An 18,940-nucleotide genomic window follows, 5' to 3' on the forward strand; every position below is an offset into this window, starting at 1 on the left:
GTGCTACCGGATGACGGAATAATGATGCGGAGATGTGATCTGCGCGCTCCAGCAGCTGCAGATACCGTTCCTCCGCCCCTCGCACCAGTCTGCGCTGGTACAGTGCATCGTTACATCCGGGACGGCGAACATGCCGCTGTAACGTCCGGATACCTTCCCGTTCTCCTGTCCCGCTACGTACCCGTTGGATACGAGGAAGTGCTTCGGAGCATACTCCGAGAAATCCCAGTAACAGGCATCCGTCCCATGTCCCGGAAGCGTAATGCACCAGTATTCTCTGTGAAGTCCGGCGAGCCCGTCCTCATTTGCCGCCAGCCATGCCGCCCTTTCTTTCCAGGTGTTTCCTGTATAGAGAAAATTCCTGCTGCTGTCTTCACGGGTATGAAAAATCAGTCCTGTCCTGTCATGAAATGCTTTCAGAATCTCAAGATGTTTCTGGCACCGTTCCACCATTCCAAGAAACCGCTCGTTTCTACGCAGCTTTCTGAAGTCCGACCGGAAGTTTTTGATGTCCTCTTCCAGTTCCACCGGGATTCCTTCTTCATTTCTCGGAACATCCGCGCTTCTGGAAATGGCAAGAAGCCGCATGTAAATCTCTCTCATTCTTGAGGAGACCCGGACCAGTTCTCTCCACATGCAGCGGTCCTGCTCATAAAAAGCGTCGAGAATCCCCGCGGACTTAAGTGTCTGTTCCATCTCCGCTTTCAGTCCGTCTTTCTGCGGCCAGAGTACCTGATACCTCCCGCCGATGCTCTCTCCCCTTTTCAGGAAACAAAGCCTGCCCGGAAAAGTTAAAAGTACTTCCATCAGGCTGGTAAGTGTCACCGCTTTTCCCGGAAGAAACCCTCCTCTGGAAAGATCCTGCAAAAGCAGCAGAGCAAGCACCTCGTTCATCCACCGTTCCGAAAAGAGATCCGGAAGGTATACAGTCCGGATCCCGTCACCCGGCCGTACCCGGCCTGTCTGGAGGAACCCGCTGATATGTTCCGGATCAAACTGTGTAATCAGCAAATCATATCCCTCTTCTGCCGCCCGGTCCTGTATCTCCCGGTAAATCTCTCCGCTGTCTGTCCCATTGATTCTTTTATTGCGGGTTCCACAGTTGACTGCCAGTTTTTCTGTTCCGTCTTCCAGCAGGAAACATTCTCCAAGCCCCATATTGTACATCTGTATTTCCATATTCCGGTCCTCTCTTTTGTCCTTGTTCCAGACTCCCCCTACGTCTGACAGGAGATCCCCTGCCGTCCGGCCGGAATCTCCTGTCTGCATTCGTCTGTCTGACTTTTCTCTTTACTCCTCATCCTGGAGTTTTCGTACCACTTCTTTCATGGATTTGCGGAACTCTTCTTCATTGGAATTATAAAACAGAAGGAGCTCCTGATCTTTGCTTTTGTCGTTCAGTTCTTCCGGGATGGAAAAATCAGTCTTTGCCATGTACTCATCCCAGTGTGCCAGCTTCCATGTGTCACGGTCGCTGTTTCTCCGGATCATCCTCTTCTTGCAGATTGCCGGGTCTGTGACAACCCACACAACATAAAGTCTTGCATTCTTTCGCATCAGATCCTGCCGGAGGCTCTCCATAAATCTCGGATTTCTGACCTCACGGGTAAACGGCGCGTTGATCAGCGCAATGTCATCGTATTCCAGCGCATCCACTGCCATATCCAGAATCGCCGCATATTCGTAATCACGGATATGTTCTTCAAAGAAATCCGAGCTTCTGTCATATGGCTGATTTGCCACTTCAAAAATCTGTCTGCTCAGAATAATCAGTGCATCTTTATCCAGATATACAACATGCTTCAGTTCTGCCGCAAGTTTCATGGCAACATAGGTTTTTCCGCATGCCGGTGGTGATGTAACTAAAATGAGTTTCTTTTTCATGGATTCATGCCCCTTTCCTCATATTATCTATACACTATCATACCACAATGTCTAGCAAACCTCATCAAAATTTTGTCCCGCGAACTGAGAATGATACAGTTTTTCGTACATACCTTTCTTTGCCAGAAGCTCTTCGTGTGTTCCCTGTTCCACAATATCTCCGTCCCGCAGTACCAGAATCATGTCCGCGTCCCGGATTGTAGAAAGCCGGTGGGCGATAACGAAGGATGTTCTTCCCTCCATCACCCGAAGCATGGCTTCCTGAAGCCTTCTCTCAAGTCTGGTGTCCACCGAGGATGTCGCCTCGTCCAGAATCAGAATCTGCGGATCCTTCAGAATCGCTCTTGCGATGGTAAGGAGCTGCTTTTCTCCCTGAGAAATATTGTTCGCTTCCTCATTGATCAGTGAATCGTATCCTCTGGACAGTGTGCGGATGTAGTGATGGACATTTGCCATCTTCGCAGCGCTGATAATCTCATCTTTTCTTGCATTCTGTCTTCCGTAGCGGATATTGTCATAAATACTTCCGGAGAACAGCCATGTATCCTGCAGTACGAGCGAGAACAGCGATCTCAGATCTTCCCGTTTCATATCCCGGATATCAACGCCGTCAATCTTGATGGAACCACCCTTCACGTCGTAAAAGCGGAGCAGCAGATTCATCAGCGTTGTCTTTCCTGCTCCTGTCGGACCGACGATCGCCACCGTCTGGCCTTTCTTGACATCGATATTGACATCTTTCATCAGAAGTTCCTTATCGTATCCAAACTGTACATGTTCAAAGGTCACATTGCCTTCGATTTTATCCTTTGCAATCTCTGCCTTTCCGCCCTGATCCTCTTCTTTCTCAGCAAGAAGGGTAAAGATTCTGCGCATGGCGGAAAAGGCTGCCTGTACCTGTGCGGAAAGCTGGGAAACCTGGGACAGCGGATCGTTGATCTGCCAGATATAGCGCACAAATGCCTGAAGCTGTCCGATCGTAATGGTCCCCTGAATAACCTGAAGACATCCGATTACCGCACAGGTACCGATCGTCAGGTAAGTCACAAGTGACACGCAGGGAGAAATCAAAGAGGAGACAAACTGCGCCTTGAACGCGGAATTTCTCATCTTCTGATTTACTTCCTCAAACTGTTTTTCCACATCTTCCTGTTTATTGTAACTGATAATCTCGTTAAATCCGCCGTACAGCTCCGTGATTGCACCATTCAATTGTCCTACGGTTTTCTGCTGAATGTCAAACAGATCCTGGGAACGCTTTACAAATACCTTCGTAATAAGCGCCACGAGCGGAATAATGATCAATGCAATCAGCGTCATCGCTACATTGATCCGAAGCATCATGCTGACCGCAAGAATAAAAGTCAGCACCCCGCTGATCACCCTGGTCAGCGTCTGCTGCAGAGCATTGCTCAGCGTATCCACATCGTTAGTCACACAGCTTAATACATCTCCAAAAGCGTGCTCGTCAAAATAGCTGACCGGCATCTTCTGGATTTTTTTCTGAAGTGCCCCTCTCAAATCATGCATCGTCTGCTGAATCGCATTGGTCAGGAAAAATGCCGACACAAGGAGCGCCAGTGCCCTTGTCACATAACTTGTACCAAGAAGCGCCAGAATGCGGAATACCTTGTCAAAATGTACATGTGCCCCACTGACACCCTGGAGAATTTCAGACGCGTCCCGGGCGAGCTGTGTCGTTGCAAGCCCCTCTATTGTCGGATTCAGGGAATAGATTGCTGTCGCAAACACTGTCGTCAGGACTGCCACTAAAAGTTTTCCTTTGTACGGACTTACAAACCGTCCCATCCCTTTCATACATGCCTTCCAGCCGATCTGTTCTTTATTCATAAGCCAGTTCCTCCTCACTCAGCTGGGAAGCTGCAATTTCATGATATACACTGCAGTTTTTAAGCAGTTCTTTGTGCGTGCCCTTTCCGACGATCCTGCCCTCGTCCAGAACAATAATCTGGTCCGCATCCATAATCGTAGAGACTCTTTGCGCAACGATCAGGACAATCTCATCCGTCATCTCCTTACGAAGCTCACTGCGCAGCTTTGCGTCCGTCCGGAAATCCAGTGCGGAGAAAGAATCGTCATAGACATAGATATCCGCGTGCCGCACCAGTGCTCTTGCGATCGAAAGCCTCTGCTTCTGTCCTCCGGAAACATTTCCCGCACCTTCTACAATGTGCTCCTGAAACTGCCCCGGTTTCTCCATAATGAAATCATAGGCCTGCGCTACTTTTGCCGCATGGACTACTTCTTCCATGCTCGCGTTCCGGTTGCCGAAACGGATATTCTCCTCGATTGTCCCACTGAAAAGATTGGCCTTCTGGGACACAAATCCGATCCGTTCGCGGAGCTTATAAATGTCCATATCCCGTACGTCCACTCCGTTGATCAAAATCTTTCCGGCTGATACATCATAAAATCTCGGGATCAGCTTGATCAACGTACTCTTTCCGGAACCGGTGCTTCCGATAAATGCTACCGTCTCGCCTTTCTTCGCCTCGAAAGAAATATGCTGCAGAACCGCTTCTTCTCCGTCCGGATAAGCAAAAGTAACATCATCAAATACGATACTCTTTTCCCTGTCCTCTGTCTTTGAAGCATCCGGGTGGTTCTCGATGATTGACTCGGTTTTAAGTACCCGCCGGATACGTTTTGCCGACACATTCGCCCTTGGATACATCATAAACACAAGGCAGAACAGCAATACGGAAAACATTGCATGGAAAACATAGTCCATAAAAGCAATCAGCTTTCCAACAGGAAGTGTACCGGCATCAATCATAAAGCTCGCAACAACATAGATCGCAATGATCGCAAGATTCATCATAAGAAAGAATACCGGATCTGTCGAGGTCATCAGCTTAAACAGCTTTTTCGACTGGTTCATAAAATTTACATTTTCTTTGTCAAACCGTTCAGATTCATATTCATCATTATTAAAAGAACGAATGACACGGATACCGGTCAGATTCTCACGGAAAATCCGGTTGATAGAATCCAGTGACGCCTGCTGCCTCTCACTGATCGGAGAGGAAATCTTCGCCACAATAACGACCCCGATAATAATCAGAGGAATCGTAGAAATAATGATCAGCGACAGATCCAAAGAGGTGCGGACTGTCAGCATGAAACTTACTACAATCATAACCGGGGTCAACACTGCCGTCCTCAAAATTACATTCATAAACATCATGATCTGAAAAGCATCATTGTTTGTTCTCGTAATCAGAGATGCCACTCCGATCTCATTCATTTCGCTGTGCGAAAAAGTCTGTACCTTTCGGAAAACATCCTGCCGGATATCATGAGCAATCCCTGTGGAAATCCGGGCACAGCAGTAACCAAGAAGAATGGTGCCGCAGACGCCAATCACAGAAATCACCGCTGTCAGCACTCCCATCTTCATCAAAAATCCTTTGTCCTCATTCATGACTCCCTGGTCGATCATATAGGAAATGATCGTCGGAATCCCCAGTTCCACCAGAGCAAATCCAAAGACGGAAATCACGTTCAGGACAAACCAGAATTTGTATCTTTTCAGATACTCCAAAATCAGTTTCACCTCATAACCTCCCTCATCCAAAAGTGTTGTAAGCCCAATGTATCATATCCTATATTTTCCGGCAAGAGGGGAATGCATTTTCACGTAAAAAAAGGGATTCCGGACTGTTTCCAACATCACAAAACGGACATTAGAACAGTTCCGGAATCCTTTTTCTATTCTGTCTTAAATCAGCATTTTATTTCTGTGCAATCTCATACATTGCTGCCGCCAGAATCTGGTAGGACAGCATCATTTTCTCTACATCCGCACATTCATTCGGCTGGTGAATGACATCCGGCTCTCCCGGGAATGTCGGCCCAAAAGCAACCATATTATCAAATGCTTTTGCATATGTACCGCCTCCGATGGCGATCGGCTGATCGTCTCTTCCTGTTTCTTCTTTATATACGTTCATCAGCTTCCGGATCAGCTCAGAATCCTTCGGCACGTATAACAGTTTGCCTTCAGACTCCAGATCTGCATTCATTCCATAAGCCTCTGCCTGTTTCTTCATTGTTGCAACAAGTGTGTCGCGGTCTCCGTTCTTTGGATAGCGGATATCCAGTGTGAAGAACAGATCTTCCTCTGTGCATTTTACAACACCAAGGTTGACTGTTGTCTCTCCTGTCTCCTCGTCTGTCCAGCAGATATCGAGAGATTTTCCATTTGTCTCTGTTCCGATCTTTTCCAGAATAAAGTTGATCATCTGTCCCGGATCTCCGTCGATTCCACAATCTTTTACAGCCTCAAACAGCTTGATTGCCGCATTGACTCCTTTTTCCGGAGTACTGCCATGTGCGCCCTGTCCTTCTGCCACGATTGTAGTCTTTCCATCTGCCTTTGTCACGGTGATGCCGTCTGCTTCTTTGACATCCAGATCACCTTCTACAACCATTGTACATTTTGGTGTTACGACATTCTTTGCTGTACCGCCCTCAATAGAAAGCACTTTGACACTGGACGGATTTTCTACTTTCTTTGTAACTTCCCAGAAAGACTGTCCCTTTTCACAGAAGATAACCGGGAACTGTCCGTCCGGAGTAAATCCGATCGCAGGCTGTTCTCCGCCAGCTTCGTTATAATGTTTTACACAGGAAGAACCGTTTTCTTCATCTGTTCCGAAAATCACACGGATTCTTCTGTCGATCGGAAGTCCGAGATCACGGATCGCTTTCAGTGCATAAATCGCTCCTATTACCGGTCCCTTGTCATCCAGAACTCCGCGGCCGTACATCTGTCCGTCATGAATCTCGCATGCCAGCGGCGGGTATTTCCATCCCTCTCCAAGCGGAACAACATCCAGATGTCCAAGAACCGCTGCCATTTCTTCGCCCTCGCCATATTCGATCCAGCCAACCTTGTTGTCAAGATTGCCTGTCTTAAATCCAAGCTTCTCGCCCAATGCCAGAGCGTGGTCCAGAGCTTCCTTCGGTCCTCTTCCATATGGTGCGTCTTCCTCCGGTGCGCCTTTGACACTTTCGATTGCGACACTCTCTTTGATGGAAGCAAAGATCTCATCTTTAAGCTCCATCATCTTCTCGTTTAATTTTTCATATCCCATTGCTATAACTCCTTTCACTGAATCACTTCAGCATAGTAACTCACAGAATTATTCTATAATATTCCATGACAAAAGGCAAGAGATATCAGACGATTTTGCCAGTAGAAAACTGCTGAGAAACCTGCCCGGTTCCGATAGTCAGATTTTTCGGCTTTTGGGAAATTTCTCCATTGTAACCGCAGGTTTTAGCGGCCGCAGACGGTTTGATCTGGCAATTCTTGTTTCGCAACCGTAGATTCTGATTTCTACGGTTCAAATGCAATACCCTCTTCTTTTAACCGTAATATCTGATTTGGCTTTCTCTCATACGAGTCATGTCCCCTATTTCCAGATGGCAAAAGCAGGGCAGTACCGTTTGCCGCGATACTGCCCTACTATAATCATTAACCTTTTTACGAAACCAGTTCCCACATCTTTATCTTCGCTTCGTCCGCCTGAATTTGAAGTCCGTAGTTTTCCGGATAAAATCTCGTGGAAAAGACATACTCTCCATCATTTACAAACACCTCGCAGGTCGATACATCTGTGAGAATGGTTACATTATTCAGAGTTTCGATTTCCTGATACCGGATGGTCCGTCCGCCGGACGCATTGTCTTTGGAAGGATTGATAAACCGCATCTCAAATCTGCTGTCCCGATATTCAAGAATCAATTCTTCTCCGAGTACAGCATGGAACTGATTTTCTTTGATTTCCGCAATTCTTGCTTCATAAACAGGTTCTTCTTCCACATAAAGGCCGCCTGTCGCTTCTGCCAGAATCCGTTTCCTTTCTTCCAGTTCTCTGACCGGACGCTGCAGGACTCTTCCGTCTTTCACATAAATTTCTCTTGGAATAGTGAAGCAGTGCTGCCATCCGTCCTCGATAGTCCGGTTTGTATGTTCCGGACAGTCCGGCATTCCCATCCATCCAATCTGGACTCTCCGGCCATCCTCTGTCTCAAAGCTCTGCGGCGCATAATAATCAAAACCGTAATCCCAGAGTACATATTCCGAAAGCGTACACTGCTCTGCAACGTGGCCTTTCACTTCAAAATAACCGGACTGGTAGACATTTTTGTCTTTCCATTTCTCACCTTCCAGTCCCTGTACCGATGCAGAGAGAATCTTCTTTCCATCAATTTCAAAGTAGTCCGGACATTCCCACATGAAGCCAAACGGCTCTTTTGTGGTAATTCTGTTTTTCAATAACCAGTGAATCCGGTCTGAAGATGCAAATAGAAGCGCCTCTCCAACATCATCTTTCCGTCTGGCCCCCTGAATCATGTAGTAGATGCCATTCTCTTTCCAGACTTTCGGATCCCGGACATGTTTTGTCACATCTTCCGGATAATCTTCATTTGTCATCAAAAGCTGCTTTCGTCCAAACCGGAAGCCATCCTCGCTCTCCACGAGTATGGTGTTGGCTTCCCTTCCTTCCGTCACATAATCAAAGTCGCCGTCCAGCTTGACATTTCCGGTATAGTAAAAAGAAATTCTGCCATCTTCTGTCAACGCACAGCCGGAATAAACACCATGGCAGTCGAACGGCTGATCCGGGTAAAGTGCCGCTCCCTGATATTCCCAGTGAAGCATGTCACGGCTTGTGGAATGTCCCCACAGTTTCAGGCCTCCCTCCACGTCAAATGGAGAGTACTGAAAAAAGGCATGATACAGGCCTTGATACTGGCACAGCCCGTTCGGATCGTTCAGCCATCCGGCCGGAGGGGCCAGATGGAATCTTGGCCGGAACCTGTCTGGCTCTCCGGACCGGCTCTCAATCTTCTCAATCATTTTGACCAGTTTTGTAAGATCTTTGGATAATGCATTCATTGAATTCTAAGCTCCTGTTCTGATCGTCATTACTGTCGTTCCCCGGCTGACCTCCTGCGGTTCAGCCTTATCAACCGCCGCAAAGCTGTCGGCATTGGTCAGAATCATCATGGTTGCCGTATCGTATCCGGCCTTTTTAATCTGATCAAGATCCGCTTCGATCAGCAGATCCCCGGCATGTACCTGATCCCCGTCCGCTACTCTTGTCGTAAATCCTTTTCCTTCCATCTTGACTGTATCGATTCCTACATGAATCAAAATCTCTCCTCCGAGACTGCTTGCAATGCAGACTGCATGTCCCGTCTCATAGATACTGACAATCTGACCGTCACAAGGTGCCACGATCTGTCCGTCTGACGGGATGACTGCCGCCGTCTTCCCAAGCACTTCCGCCGCAAACGTCGGATCACTGACCTCAGATACCGGAATCAATGTTCCATTGACCGGTGTATGAAGTTCTTCGCTTCCGGCCGTTACTGTTGTGTTCGCAGGAATCTCGCCTGCCTCTTTTTCATCCCTGTGTTCTTCCGGCAATGTCTGCGGTGCATCCGCCTTCACAACTTCCGGCTTCTGATCTTTATTCTGATCCTTATAAAGAATAAAAGAGAGAATAAATGCCACACCCACTGCGATGACCATCTCGATAATATACTGAACCGGCTGTTCCAGACAAAGCAGGATTCCGAAAATACCCGTTACACCGGTTCCTTTTGCTCCCAGATGCACGATTGAGGCATAAAGTGCTCCACATCCTCCTCCGATACACCCTGCGATAAACGGTTTGAAAAACCGAAGGTTGACGCCGAAAATTGCCGGCTCCGTGATTCCCATAAACGCACTTAATGACGAAGGAAGGGCAAGTGATTTCACCTTTTTATCTCTGGATTTGATTCCCACTGCCAGCGCCGCCGCACCCTGTGCAATGTTTGCCGCACTTGCAAGAGGAAGCCAGTAGGTCACTCCGTACTGTGCAATCTGTCCAAGGTCAATGGCCGTGTACATCTGGTGGATGCCTGTTACAACCGTTGGAGCATAAAGTCCGCCCATGATAAGGCTTCCGATCCCAAGCGGCAGGGTAAGCAGCCACTGAATCGCACTCAGAACCGCATTTTCCGCCCATACGAAAACCGGACCGATAACCGCAAGTGTAAGGTATCCTGTCACAAACACGCTGACCAGAGGGGTAACAAAAAGATCCAGGACCTCAGGCACGACTTTGTGAAGTTTCTTTTCCAGTACTGATAACAGCCATACTGCAATGACAACCGGAATAACATGTCCCTGATAACCGACCATGTCAATGTCATACAGTCCGAAAAAGACGGACTGGGTAGCCTGCACACCTTCTGTCGCTACGGTGTAGGCATTCTGAAGACTCGGATTGATCATAATCATACCGATGACTGCTCCCAGATACGGGTTGGCACCGAATGCTTTTGCTGCCGAAAACGCGATGAGGATCTGTAAGAATGTATACGCCGTATTGCTGAAGATATTGGCAAATACATAGAAGGACCCGCTCGTATCAATGTTGATAAATCCATTGGAATTCATAAAGTCCAGAGAGTTCATGATTCCCATAAGGAATCCGCTTGCCACAATGGCCGGAATGATCGGAACGAAAATGTCCCCCAGAAGCTTGATTGCCCTCATAAATATATTCTGCTTCTGTACCGCGGCCTCCTTGGCCTCTGCCTTGGAACTGGCCGTCACTCCGGAAACCGCAATGAATTCGTCAAAGACCTTATTGACTGTCCCTGTTCCAAGGATGATCTGAAGCTGTCCGGATGCCTCAAATACGCCCTTTACGCCGTCTACGTTTTCCAGGGCTGTTTTATCCGCTCTGGAATTGTCTGCAATGACAAGGCGAAGCCTTGTTGCGCAGTGTGCGGCAGAAACAATATTTTTGCTTCCGCCCACATGCTCCAGGATTTCTTCTGCTGTTTTTCTGTAATCCATGTTTCTCCTCCTTTATTTTATGTAATCGATTTCATATCCTGCATAAATAATAACGAAAAAAGTGCCACTTGTAAATATGGCACTTTTACTGATTTTTCTATTCTGTTTTTGTGAAAATTGATTGCTTATCTGTTTTATCCTCTGTCTAATGTTCCATAATCTGGTATCCGAGTTTCATCCGGATCGGCACCTGATGTCCTTCTTCAATAATGTCCAGCAGCATTTCCGCAGCCTTGATTCCGCTTGTTTTATAGTAAAAATGGACTGTTGTGATTCCCTCGGAAACTGCTTTTAAGAACTGATTGTCCCCAAAACCCGTCACTTTCACCTTTTCTCTTCTTTCCTTTTTGCACTCTTTCAAAGCTTCCATCGCTCCCGCCGCGATTGTATCTGTCGCGCATGATATGATATCGATATCACTATTTTTCTCTAAAATCGCTTTTGCCTGACGGTACCCGGACTCAACAGAAAACTCCGAAAGCCCGTACAGTTCTTCCGGAAGAACAATTCCCGCCTCCAGAAGTCCGGCCCGGAATCCGTCTTCTCTTTCCTGCCCGACAGCCCGGTCATCTCTTGTCACTCCGATATAGGCAATTTTTTTCTTTTCTTTTCCGGCAATCCTCACTGCCAGATCTTTCGCTGCGCCATAATCATCATGATACACACAGTTTGCTTTATCCGTATACTGTCCCAGCACTACGATGGGAACCTTGCTCTGCTCAAAAAATTTCTCGTGCTTTTTGGAGATGACCGTTCCGATCAGAATAATCCCGTCTACCGGATAGTTTTCAAACAGCCGCATATATTCCAGTTCTTTTTCCGACCGGTTGTTGGTAACAGTAAGCAGCATCTGAAACTGCTTTTCCGCCAGCACCTCTCCGATCCCGTCCGCCACTCTTGCAATAGACTCAGAACTGAGCTTTGGTGCTACGACACCGATCAGCCTTGCTTTTTTCGTCCTCAGAATCCTCGCCTGGGCCGACGGATGATAACCTGTCTTTTCAATAGCCTCCCGGATCCGTTCCTTTTTCTCCTCACTTACATATCCACCATTCAGATATCTGGAAACAGCCGCACTTGACACCTGCGCGAGCTGTGCGATTTCTTTGATTGTCATATCAAACTTTTCCTCCTTTGCCTGCATTCTCTGCATCCACATCTTCATTCAACAGTGTGAAATGATTTTTGCGAAACGTCAGAACTCCTTCCTTCTTCAGCTTTCCAAGCACCGCTGAAAGAGCGCTTCTGTCCGCCGCAAGATAATCCGCAAGCCCCTGTCTGTCAAACGGGATCTCAAAACTTCTGCTTCCCTGCCTCGCCGCCTGTCCGGCAAGGTACGACAGAACTTTCTCTCTGAGTGTTCTTCGGGAAAGATGGGAGACCCTCCCCGCAAGAAACAGATTTTTCTTTGCCAGGATCTGCATCATATTTTCTACGAGGGTCTGCTGCGCCCTTCCTGTCCCGCTTCGCCTCATCATCCGTCCAAAATGAATCCACAGTACTTCCGTATCTCTGGCTGCCTCCACCGTAACAAGAGACGGCTCACCTGCCGCCGCAAAGGCCTCCGCAAAAATCTCTCCCGGCATTCCCTGCGCAAGCAGTGTAGTACTTCCGCTGAACTCTTCTCTCAATATATGAATACATCCTTCCAGCACGATACCGAATTCACCCGGAACCATTCCCGCATGAAGCAGGACTTCCCCTTTCCGGTAATATTTCTTTATAGCCCGGATCTCCTCTACAAGCCCCCGGATTTCCATATCGGTCATGCCCGAAAACAACGGGCATTCTGCTATAATTTGTATTTGATCCATAATTCTCCTTCGTTGTAATTACAACCGACTCTTTTTCCTGAGTGTACTATCCTATACTCAGGAAGTCAAGCCGTTTCCTGTAAACAAAATGAACAAGGAGGAATATGATGATCAGAAAAATAATCAAAATCAACGAAGAACTCTGCAATGGCTGCGGCCTCTGTGCCCAGGCGTGCCACGAGGGCGCAATTGAAATGATAGATGGAAAAGCAAAACTGGTGCATGAACATTACTGCGACGGTCTTGGAGACTGTCTGCCTGCATGCCCTGCCAATGCAATTACATTTGAAGAGCGGGAGGCGCCTGCTTATGATGAGGCAGCTGTCAAAGCTGCTCAGGCAGAGAAAGCCGGAAAAGCAGAAACCGAAAAGCCGGCACTTGCCTGCGGATGCCCTGGAAGCATGGCAAAAGCCATTCATCGCAGCGGGGTAGCGCAGACCGCGCCGCAGCCTACCGGCTGTCCGGGACTTCTTTCCCAGTGGCCGGTTCAGATCAAGCTGGTACCGGAACAGGCTCCGTACTATCACAATGCGAATCTTCTGATCGCCGCCGACTGTACCGCTTATGCATATGGAAATTTCCACCAGGATTTCATCCGAAACCACATCACGCTCATCGGATGTCCAAAACTGGACGAAGGCGACTACACGGAGAAACTGACCTCAATTTTAGCAAACAATGAGATCAAAAGCCTTACGATCGCACGGATGCAGGTTCCTTGCTGCGGCGGTCTGGAGCGCGCGGCAGTACAGGCATTGAAAAACAGCGGAAAAATGATTCCCTGGCAGGTCCGGGTCATCACACCGGAAGGACAGATTCTGGACCGTTAACTTTCCGCTGCTTTTGATCAAAGAATCATTTTATATTTTTTTACAAAACAAGGAGGACGTCCGTCACGTCCTCCTCTTTGTTTATCTTCCTACTATTTTTCTGATCACACAGAGCACAACACCAATCACACTGCATCCGAGTATAACTGTGCTGACACGCTCCACTACTGCAAGTGCCAGTCTCGCACCTTCCAGAACCTGTGGACTTGCCGGGATCACCGGTACCACATAACCTGCAGCTGCCGCCAGAATGGCAAACAGAATAAATGCTGTCAGCCCTCGTCCCGTGTCGTAGCTTCTGACACGATTACCGTCCGGCATCTTCTTTCCTCCAAGAAGCCAGAGTGCAGAAATGACACCGTACAGGAGAATGACTCCCGCAATGCCAAGGTAGAGCGCCTGTGCATAATTCCGGTCTGCGGCCACCCGCCAGATCTCGCCAAGCGTACTTCTCTCAACCCAGAATTCCTGCCACAATTCCAGAACAATCACAGCCATCACGACAAAACATCCACATTTCAGCGCAATGGAAATTCCCTTTCCGACTGCTTTTCCTGCTGTCTTTCCGGCTTTTCCTGCCACACGTCCGGCTGCTTTCACCGGGCGGGCCGCTGAGCCTGATTTCTTTTTCTTCTGTCTGTCCTGATCCCGTTGCTCCTGCTCTCGTCTGCCGTCTTTGCGGCTGTCTTTCTGAGGCGCTTTTTTCACCGGTTTTTTACCATTTTTACCGTCTTTTCCTGTACCGGATCCCTGCTGCTGCGGACGTCGCTTTCTTTGCGGATTCTGTCCATCCGTGCTGCGTGCTCCGGTATTTTTCCTTTTCGCTGACGGGTCTTTTGCCGGCTCGGATTTCGGTGTTTCCTCTTTTTTCTCGAGGTTCCAGTTCTCCTCGTCTCTCCAGTCTTCTATCTCAAACGGCTCCTCTTCAGACTTGTCCTGCGCACCGCCTTGTTCCCCGGAGGCTGCATCCGGCCGGCTGTCCAGATCTTCATCATCATCCAGCCACTCCACATCGATCCAGTCATCCTGTCCCTGAGGCTCTTCCCGTCTGATATGATCTTTAATCCGTCCTCCCTTATGTTCCATACAATCAGTCTCCCCTTCCGTAAATCTGATTTCTTCTGTAACACATGTATTTTAACACGGATTCTTTTAGATAAAATGGTTTTCACATTTTTTTAAGAATTTTAAGTAAATCGTAATCTCCTGTCTTTCTCCAGCCTATCCAAGATATGTCTCAAGCAGAAGAAGAGTATTCTTCACTCCATCCACATGGCTTCTCTCGTATCCGTGAGATGCATAAACACCTGCCCCGATCAATCCATGGCGCACATCATATCCGGCTGTCAGTGCAGCATCCGCATCCGATCCGTAATGAGGATAAACATCCACCGCAAAATCGCATCCCGCTTTTTTCGCCGCCTCAATCAGATTAGAAACGACATCATAATTGTAAGGTCCCTTGCTGTCTTTTGCACAGATCGATACCTGATGCTCTTTGCAGGCAAGACCGTCTCCTACACATCCCATATCCACGGAAAGCACTTCTGTCACACCATCCGGAATGGAAGCGGAACCGCCGTGTCCAACTTCTTCAAACACTGTCATATGAAGATAGATCCTCCTCTTAGGTGTCACCTCATCCTCTTTGATATGCTTTGCGTATCCAAGAAGCATTGCGGTACTGAGCTTATCATCCAGGAAACGGCTCTTGATATAGCCGCTCTTTGTAATTGTTGTTCTCGGTTCAAAGCAGACAAAATCTCCGGTCATAATTCCCAGCTTCTCCGTCTCCTCTTTGGAAGATGTCTTTTCGTCAACAACAATCTCCATCACATCGTATGTCCGCTTTGTCTCCGCATATTTACCATTTACGTGAACAGAGGCGTTGCAAAGCTGGCATGTCCCGTCATAGATACGTCCGTCCCGTGTCCGGATGCGGACAGTCTCACCTTCTGCGGAGTTGGCGTCGATTCCTCCCACCGGAGAAATCTCCAGACATCCGTTGCTCTTGATCTGTGAAACCATCGCGCCCAGTGTATCTACATGAGACTCTACAAAGACCGCATTGTCCGCGTCTTCTCCGCCGAGATCCGCAATCACTCCACCTTTTACTGTGCGGTATGCCGGCACTCCCAGTTTCTCAAATTCATTTAAAAGATAATCCGTCACCTCTTTTGTATAGCCTGACGGGCTGTCGATTGCAAGCAGGTTTTTCAGCTGCTCCAGTACGTATTCCATATTCATTGGTCCTTCTCCTTTCTCATACCTTCTGTTTCTCTTTGTATGATCCATTATAGCATCAGACGGGCCTGTTTTGCTACCCATCCATTAAAACGTTTCCCATAATTTACATTTTCTTTTCAAATGCTATAATAAAATAGAACGCAGTGAAATGCTGTGTAATTGATGGATGCGCTTTTACGCATCACTGTAGTTTTATCGAAAGGAATGAGTATCATGCATAATCAACTGACTGTTACCCTTTTTAAGCGGTATTTCATTCTCCTGGCCGGTCTTACCATCATGGCTTTCGGGGTGGCATTTTCCATCAAGGCCAGTCTCGGGACATCGCCGATCTCCAGTGTTCCTTATGTCATCAGCCTGTTTTCTCCGTTTACTGTAGGAACCGCTACTATTCTCATGCACTGCGTTTTTATACTGCTCCAGATTTTAATTCTCCGAAGAAAATATCATCTGATTCAGCTGATGCAGCTTCCTGTAGCCTTTCTCTTTGGATATCTCACTGATTTCGCGGTCTGGGCGGTCCGCGGCATACAGTGCCATACATACTGGCAGCAGTGGATTGTCTGTCTGGCGGGTATCTTTCTGGTAGCCGTCGGGGTCAGCCTGGAGGTCAAGGCCGGTGTAGTCGTTCTCGCCGGAGAAGGAGTAGTCCTTGCCATCTGCCAGGTTCTTCCGGTCAAATTCGGTTATATGAAGGTGGGATTTGATGTGACATTAGTACTGACTGCCTGCATCCTTTCGCTCGTGTTTACTCAAAGCCTTCAGGGTGTCAGGGAAGGAACCGTTGCCGCTGCCCTTCTGGTCGGACTGATTGCAAAACGTCTGGGAAAAATATGGGAGAGATTTCCGCTGGAAGAAGCATAAAAACTGCTTTGGCAGCATACTTTCTGTTGACACTTTCACAAATCTCCGATATCTTAATTATTAGTGAGTTATTTCTATATTGAACATGGAATGAGGTTATGAAAACAAATGGAAAAACGGACAAAATTCATCATTAACTTTTTGTACTTCGCAATTATTATTGCCCTCGCCTTTTTTGTGCTGAGGTTCGCGCTGTCCTTTCTTTTCCCGTTTGTCGCGGCGCTTTTTATTGCCTATATATTGAGACGCCCTATTCAGTTTATTACCACAAAAACACAGCTTCCCCGGAAGCTGTCAGCCATTCTTGTGGTTCTGGTATTTTATGTGACAATCGGTACACTTTTAGTGCTTGGAAGCATCCGGGCTTTTTCTTATGTAAGCGACCTGATACAAAGGCTTCCGCAGATTTATCTCCGGTATGTAAATCCGGTCCTGATTGATCTTTTCGATCAGCTGGAACACGCGATCCAGCAGGCGGATCCTTCTATTCTGGATACCGTAGATTATTTGTGGAATCAGCTTATGCAGTCTCTTCGTGGAATTGTATCGAATCTTTCTCTTACCAGTATGGAGGCAATTTCCAATATTGCGTCCTCCCTTCCGATGCTTTTCATCCGGCTGGTTTTAATGATCATCTCTACCTTCTTTATTGCTATGGATTACGAAGCCTTATCCGCTTTCTGCATGCGCCAGTTAAGCGACAAAGCCCAGAACGTGGTCCGGCAGATCAAGCAGTATGTGGTCGGTACATTATTTGTCTGCATCCGCTCCTACGCACTGATCATGAGCATCACATTTGTAGAGCTGGCTGTCGGCCTGACTTTGATCGGTATCAGGAATTCAGTTCTGATCGCTTTGTGCATTGCAGTTTTTGATATTCTTCCGGTTCTCGGTACCGGCGGTATCATGATTCCATGGGCTGTTATTTCTGCAATCCTCGGAGATTTTCCGGGAGCGATCAAGCTTGCGCTGCTCTATGTATTCATCACTGTCGTGCGCAACATTATTGAGCCAAAAATCGTAGGCGGACAGATCGGACTTCATCCGGTTATTACACTTGTCAGCATGTTCGCCGGTGTCCAGCTGTTCGGTGTAGTCGGTCTGTTTGGTTTTCCGATCGGGCTGTCACTGCTTTCCTATCTGAACCGCACCGGCACAATCCATCTCTTCAAGATGGGTTCAAAAGAATCGGACGAGAATACCAATAGCTGACGCTATCTATATAAAAAGCAGGAATTCCTGGATAAATGGGATTCCTGCTTTTTTATGGGGAAATCATCCGGAGCCGGAATATGAAGTTTCCTTCATATATCTGTTGACATTTTCATATTCTTCTGATAACATGAAGTTAACTTCACAAGAAGCTGACTTCACATTGATGAGAGGGTACACATGAAAACAAGAGTAAAAGAATTAAGAACAGCAGCAAAAATGACACAGCAGCAGCTGGCTGATCTGGTTCACGTTTCATCGAGGACGATCATTTCCATCGAGAAGGAGCAGTACAGTCCGTCCCTGATGCTGGCCTACCGGATGGCCCTGATATTCGGTGTCACCGTTGAGGACTTATGCTGTCTGAAAGAGAATAAAAAGAAGGAGGATAAGCAGTATGAAGATTTATAACAAGAATAATTTTTTCCTTGGATTGTTTTTTTGCCTGCTTGGCATTGCGATGCTGATTGCAAGCATCTGGAAAGGCTTCGATATCAAGGGAAGCCTGATCATGGTTTTATGTCTGTTCTTCGGGATTGGGATTCTAATCCGCAGTTTATCCGCCGGTCTGTCCAGAGAAGATAAAATCAACGAACTTGACGAGAGAAATTTGCTTGTAAAGATCAAATCCCGAAGTACTGCATTTTTATGGTCGGAAGGCATCTGCTTTCTCTGCCTGCTTGCATGTATGCTGGGGCATTCTGTCATCGGAGAAGTATTATCGGTACCTATGACACTTGCGTTTGGCATCATGTTAGCCGCCATGATGCTTCTGGAATTAATTACTGTAATTTATTATAACCGGAAAATTTAAAATACTTGTTTACCTTTTATCTATTTCCTCTTTTTATAGAAAAAGATATAATAACTCAAACTTCGCACTTGAATAAGTGCCTATGCACCTTGAAAATTCAATAAGTTCTGGCAATAAAATAGCATGAAACCATCTGGTTTGATATAATTGAATTGACCAAAAAACAATTAAAACCGGAGGCTCATGCTATGAATATCAGTATAACACAAGCGAACCAAAATGATAAGCAGATTTCAAAATCTATTAAGAGATTTTTTGCGCGGTTTCACATCTCTTCGGCATTAAAGGCAGCCAATGCCTATAAGAAAAAGGGAATTCCGGTTGTTGAGGTTTTCCAATACCTTTTCCTGCTGATTTTCTCTAACAGGAGCATGTATATGAGCCT

The 18,940-nt window shown here is 47.1% G+C and carries 16 protein-coding genes and 1 pseudogene; 6 read left to right on the forward strand and 11 right to left on the reverse strand.

Translation table 11 applies throughout. The features are described from left to right. Positions 1-3: 3 nt before the first annotated feature. The 9 genes from Selli1_RS08190 to Selli1_RS08230 all read right to left on the reverse strand — a co-directional run bounded on the left by Selli1_RS08190 (position 4) and on the right by Selli1_RS08230 (position 12,588). Positions 4-1,179, reverse strand: coding sequence for a hypothetical protein (locus tag Selli1_RS08190; protein WP_144289704.1), 1,176 nt, complete (start codon positions 1,177-1,179; stop codon positions 4-6). A 111-nt stretch (positions 1,180-1,290) separates the two neighbouring features. Further along, complete coding sequence (locus tag Selli1_RS08195; protein WP_087254651.1) at positions 1,291-1,884, reverse strand: P-loop nucleotide/nucleoside kinase family protein; 594 nt, start codon at positions 1,882-1,884, stop codon at positions 1,291-1,293. A 51-nt stretch (positions 1,885-1,935) separates the two neighbouring features. After that, positions 1,936-3,735 carry an ABC transporter ATP-binding protein gene (locus tag Selli1_RS08200; protein WP_087254654.1) on the reverse strand — a complete coding sequence of 600 codons (1,800 nt, stop codon included), beginning with the start codon at positions 3,733-3,735 and terminating at the stop codon, positions 1,936-1,938. Continuing rightward, on the reverse strand, positions 3,728-5,461 hold the full coding sequence (locus Selli1_RS08205; protein WP_281872701.1) for an ABC transporter ATP-binding protein: 1,734 nt from the start codon (positions 5,459-5,461) through the stop codon (positions 3,728-3,730). The genes Selli1_RS08200 and Selli1_RS08205 overlap by 8 nt, the downstream gene beginning before the upstream one ends. A 178-nt stretch (positions 5,462-5,639) precedes the next feature. Continuing rightward, positions 5,640-7,004 carry a dipeptidase PepV gene (pepV, locus tag Selli1_RS08210; RefSeq protein ID WP_087254661.1) on the reverse strand — a complete coding sequence of 455 codons (1,365 nt, stop codon included), beginning with the start codon at positions 7,002-7,004 and terminating at the stop codon, positions 5,640-5,642. Between the two features lie 392 nt (positions 7,005-7,396). Beyond that, complete coding sequence (locus Selli1_RS08215; protein ID WP_281872703.1) at positions 7,397-8,815, reverse strand: glycoside hydrolase family 32 protein; 1,419 nt, start codon at positions 8,813-8,815, stop codon at positions 7,397-7,399. 6 nt (positions 8,816-8,821) lie between these two features. Next, a complete protein-coding gene (locus Selli1_RS08220; RefSeq protein ID WP_281872705.1) occupies positions 8,822-10,774 on the reverse strand; it encodes a PTS sucrose transporter subunit IIABC in 1,953 nt (650 codons plus the stop codon). A gap of 145 nt (positions 10,775-10,919) precedes the next feature. Then, positions 10,920-11,891, reverse strand: a complete 972-nt coding sequence (locus Selli1_RS08225; RefSeq protein WP_281872707.1) for a LacI family DNA-binding transcriptional regulator — start codon at positions 11,889-11,891, stop codon at positions 10,920-10,922. A gap of 1 nt (position 11,892) precedes the next feature. After that, complete coding sequence (locus tag Selli1_RS08230) at positions 11,893-12,588, reverse strand: Crp/Fnr family transcriptional regulator (RefSeq protein ID WP_281872709.1); 696 nt, start codon at positions 12,586-12,588, stop codon at positions 11,893-11,895. A 107-nt stretch (positions 12,589-12,695) separates the two neighbouring features. On the opposite strand from Selli1_RS08230, the gene Selli1_RS08235 reads away from it, so the two are divergent. After that, complete coding sequence (locus tag Selli1_RS08235) at positions 12,696-13,418, forward strand: ATP-binding protein (RefSeq protein ID WP_087169630.1); 723 nt, start codon at positions 12,696-12,698, stop codon at positions 13,416-13,418. Between the two features lie 81 nt (positions 13,419-13,499). Here Selli1_RS08235 and Selli1_RS08240 read toward each other — a convergent pair whose 3' ends face one another. Together Selli1_RS08240 and Selli1_RS08245 are read right to left on the reverse strand one after the other, a co-directional pair. After that, positions 13,500-14,504: a hypothetical protein gene (locus Selli1_RS08240; RefSeq protein WP_087254677.1), complete on the reverse strand. Its 1,005-nt coding sequence runs from the start codon at positions 14,502-14,504 to the stop codon at positions 13,500-13,502. A 135-nt stretch (positions 14,505-14,639) separates the two neighbouring features. Next, a complete protein-coding gene (locus tag Selli1_RS08245; protein ID WP_087169632.1) occupies positions 14,640-15,665 on the reverse strand; it encodes a M42 family metallopeptidase in 1,026 nt (341 codons plus the stop codon). Between the two features lie 213 nt (positions 15,666-15,878). Between Selli1_RS08245 and Selli1_RS08250 the strand changes: the two genes are divergently transcribed. The 5 genes and pseudogenes from Selli1_RS08250 to Selli1_RS08270 all read left to right on the forward strand — a co-directional run. After that, on the forward strand, positions 15,879-16,529 hold the full coding sequence (locus Selli1_RS08250) for a YczE/YyaS/YitT family protein (protein WP_087169633.1): 651 nt from the start codon (positions 15,879-15,881) through the stop codon (positions 16,527-16,529). 108 nt (positions 16,530-16,637) lie between these two features. After that, entirely contained in the window at positions 16,638-17,741 is a 1,104-nt protein-coding gene (ytvI, locus tag Selli1_RS08255) for a sporulation integral membrane protein YtvI (protein WP_087169634.1), read from the forward strand. Positions 17,742-17,921: 180 nt separating this feature from the next. Then, positions 17,922-18,152 (forward strand): helix-turn-helix transcriptional regulator, encoded by a 231-nt coding sequence (locus tag Selli1_RS08260; RefSeq protein WP_118636519.1) that lies wholly within the window; start codon positions 17,922-17,924, stop codon positions 18,150-18,152. Next, entirely contained in the window at positions 18,139-18,555 is a 417-nt protein-coding gene (locus Selli1_RS08265; protein WP_191433792.1) for a hypothetical protein, read from the forward strand. The genes Selli1_RS08260 and Selli1_RS08265 overlap by 14 nt, the downstream gene beginning before the upstream one ends. A gap of 188 nt (positions 18,556-18,743) precedes the next feature. After that, positions 18,744-18,940, forward strand: a pseudogene (locus Selli1_RS08270) (IS4 family transposase); the annotation flags it as partial.

The organism is Sellimonas catena, assembly GCF_027924685.1.
GTDB classification, from domain to species: Bacteria; Bacillota; Clostridia; order Lachnospirales; family Lachnospiraceae; genus Sellimonas; species Sellimonas catena.

What these genes read in the sequence shown, in the direction of transcription:
- Selli1_RS08190 (WP_144289704.1), bottom strand. Translation starts at nt 1,179, where the DNA reads ATGGAAATACAGATGTACAATATGGGGCTTGGAGAATGTTTCCTGCTG.
- Selli1_RS08195 (WP_087254651.1), bottom strand. Translation starts at nt 1,884, where the DNA reads ATGAAAAAGAAACTCATTTTAGTTACATCACCACCGGCATGCGGAAAA.
- Selli1_RS08200 (WP_087254654.1), bottom strand. Translation starts at nt 3,735, where the DNA reads ATGAATAAAGAACAGATCGGCTGGAAGGCATGTATGAAAGGGATGGGA.
- pepV (WP_087254661.1), bottom strand. Translation starts at nt 7,004, where the DNA reads ATGGGATATGAAAAATTAAACGAGAAGATGATGGAGCTTAAAGATGAG.
- Selli1_RS08215 (WP_281872703.1), bottom strand. Translation starts at nt 8,815, where the DNA reads ATGAATGCATTATCCAAAGATCTTACAAAACTGGTCAAAATGATTGAG.
- Selli1_RS08220 (WP_281872705.1), bottom strand. Translation starts at nt 10,774, where the DNA reads ATGGATTACAGAAAAACAGCAGAAGAAATCCTGGAGCATGTGGGCGGA.
- Selli1_RS08225 (WP_281872707.1), bottom strand. Translation starts at nt 11,891, where the DNA reads ATGACAATCAAAGAAATCGCACAGCTCGCGCAGGTGTCAAGTGCGGCT.
- Selli1_RS08230 (WP_281872709.1), bottom strand. Translation starts at nt 12,588, where the DNA reads ATGGATCAAATACAAATTATAGCAGAATGCCCGTTGTTTTCGGGCATG.
- Selli1_RS08235 (WP_087169630.1), top strand. Translation starts at nt 12,696, where the DNA reads ATGATCAGAAAAATAATCAAAATCAACGAAGAACTCTGCAATGGCTGC.
- Selli1_RS08240 (WP_087254677.1), bottom strand. Translation starts at nt 14,504, where the DNA reads ATGGAACATAAGGGAGGACGGATTAAAGATCATATCAGACGGGAAGAG.
- Selli1_RS08245 (WP_087169632.1), bottom strand. Translation starts at nt 15,665, where the DNA reads ATGAATATGGAATACGTACTGGAGCAGCTGAAAAACCTGCTTGCAATC.
- Selli1_RS08250 (WP_087169633.1), top strand. Translation starts at nt 15,879, where the DNA reads ATGCATAATCAACTGACTGTTACCCTTTTTAAGCGGTATTTCATTCTC.
- ytvI (WP_087169634.1), top strand. Translation starts at nt 16,638, where the DNA reads ATGGAAAAACGGACAAAATTCATCATTAACTTTTTGTACTTCGCAATT.
- Selli1_RS08260 (WP_118636519.1), top strand. Translation starts at nt 17,922, where the DNA reads ATGAAAACAAGAGTAAAAGAATTAAGAACAGCAGCAAAAATGACACAG.
- Selli1_RS08265 (WP_191433792.1), top strand. Translation starts at nt 18,139, where the DNA reads ATGAAGATTTATAACAAGAATAATTTTTTCCTTGGATTGTTTTTTTGC.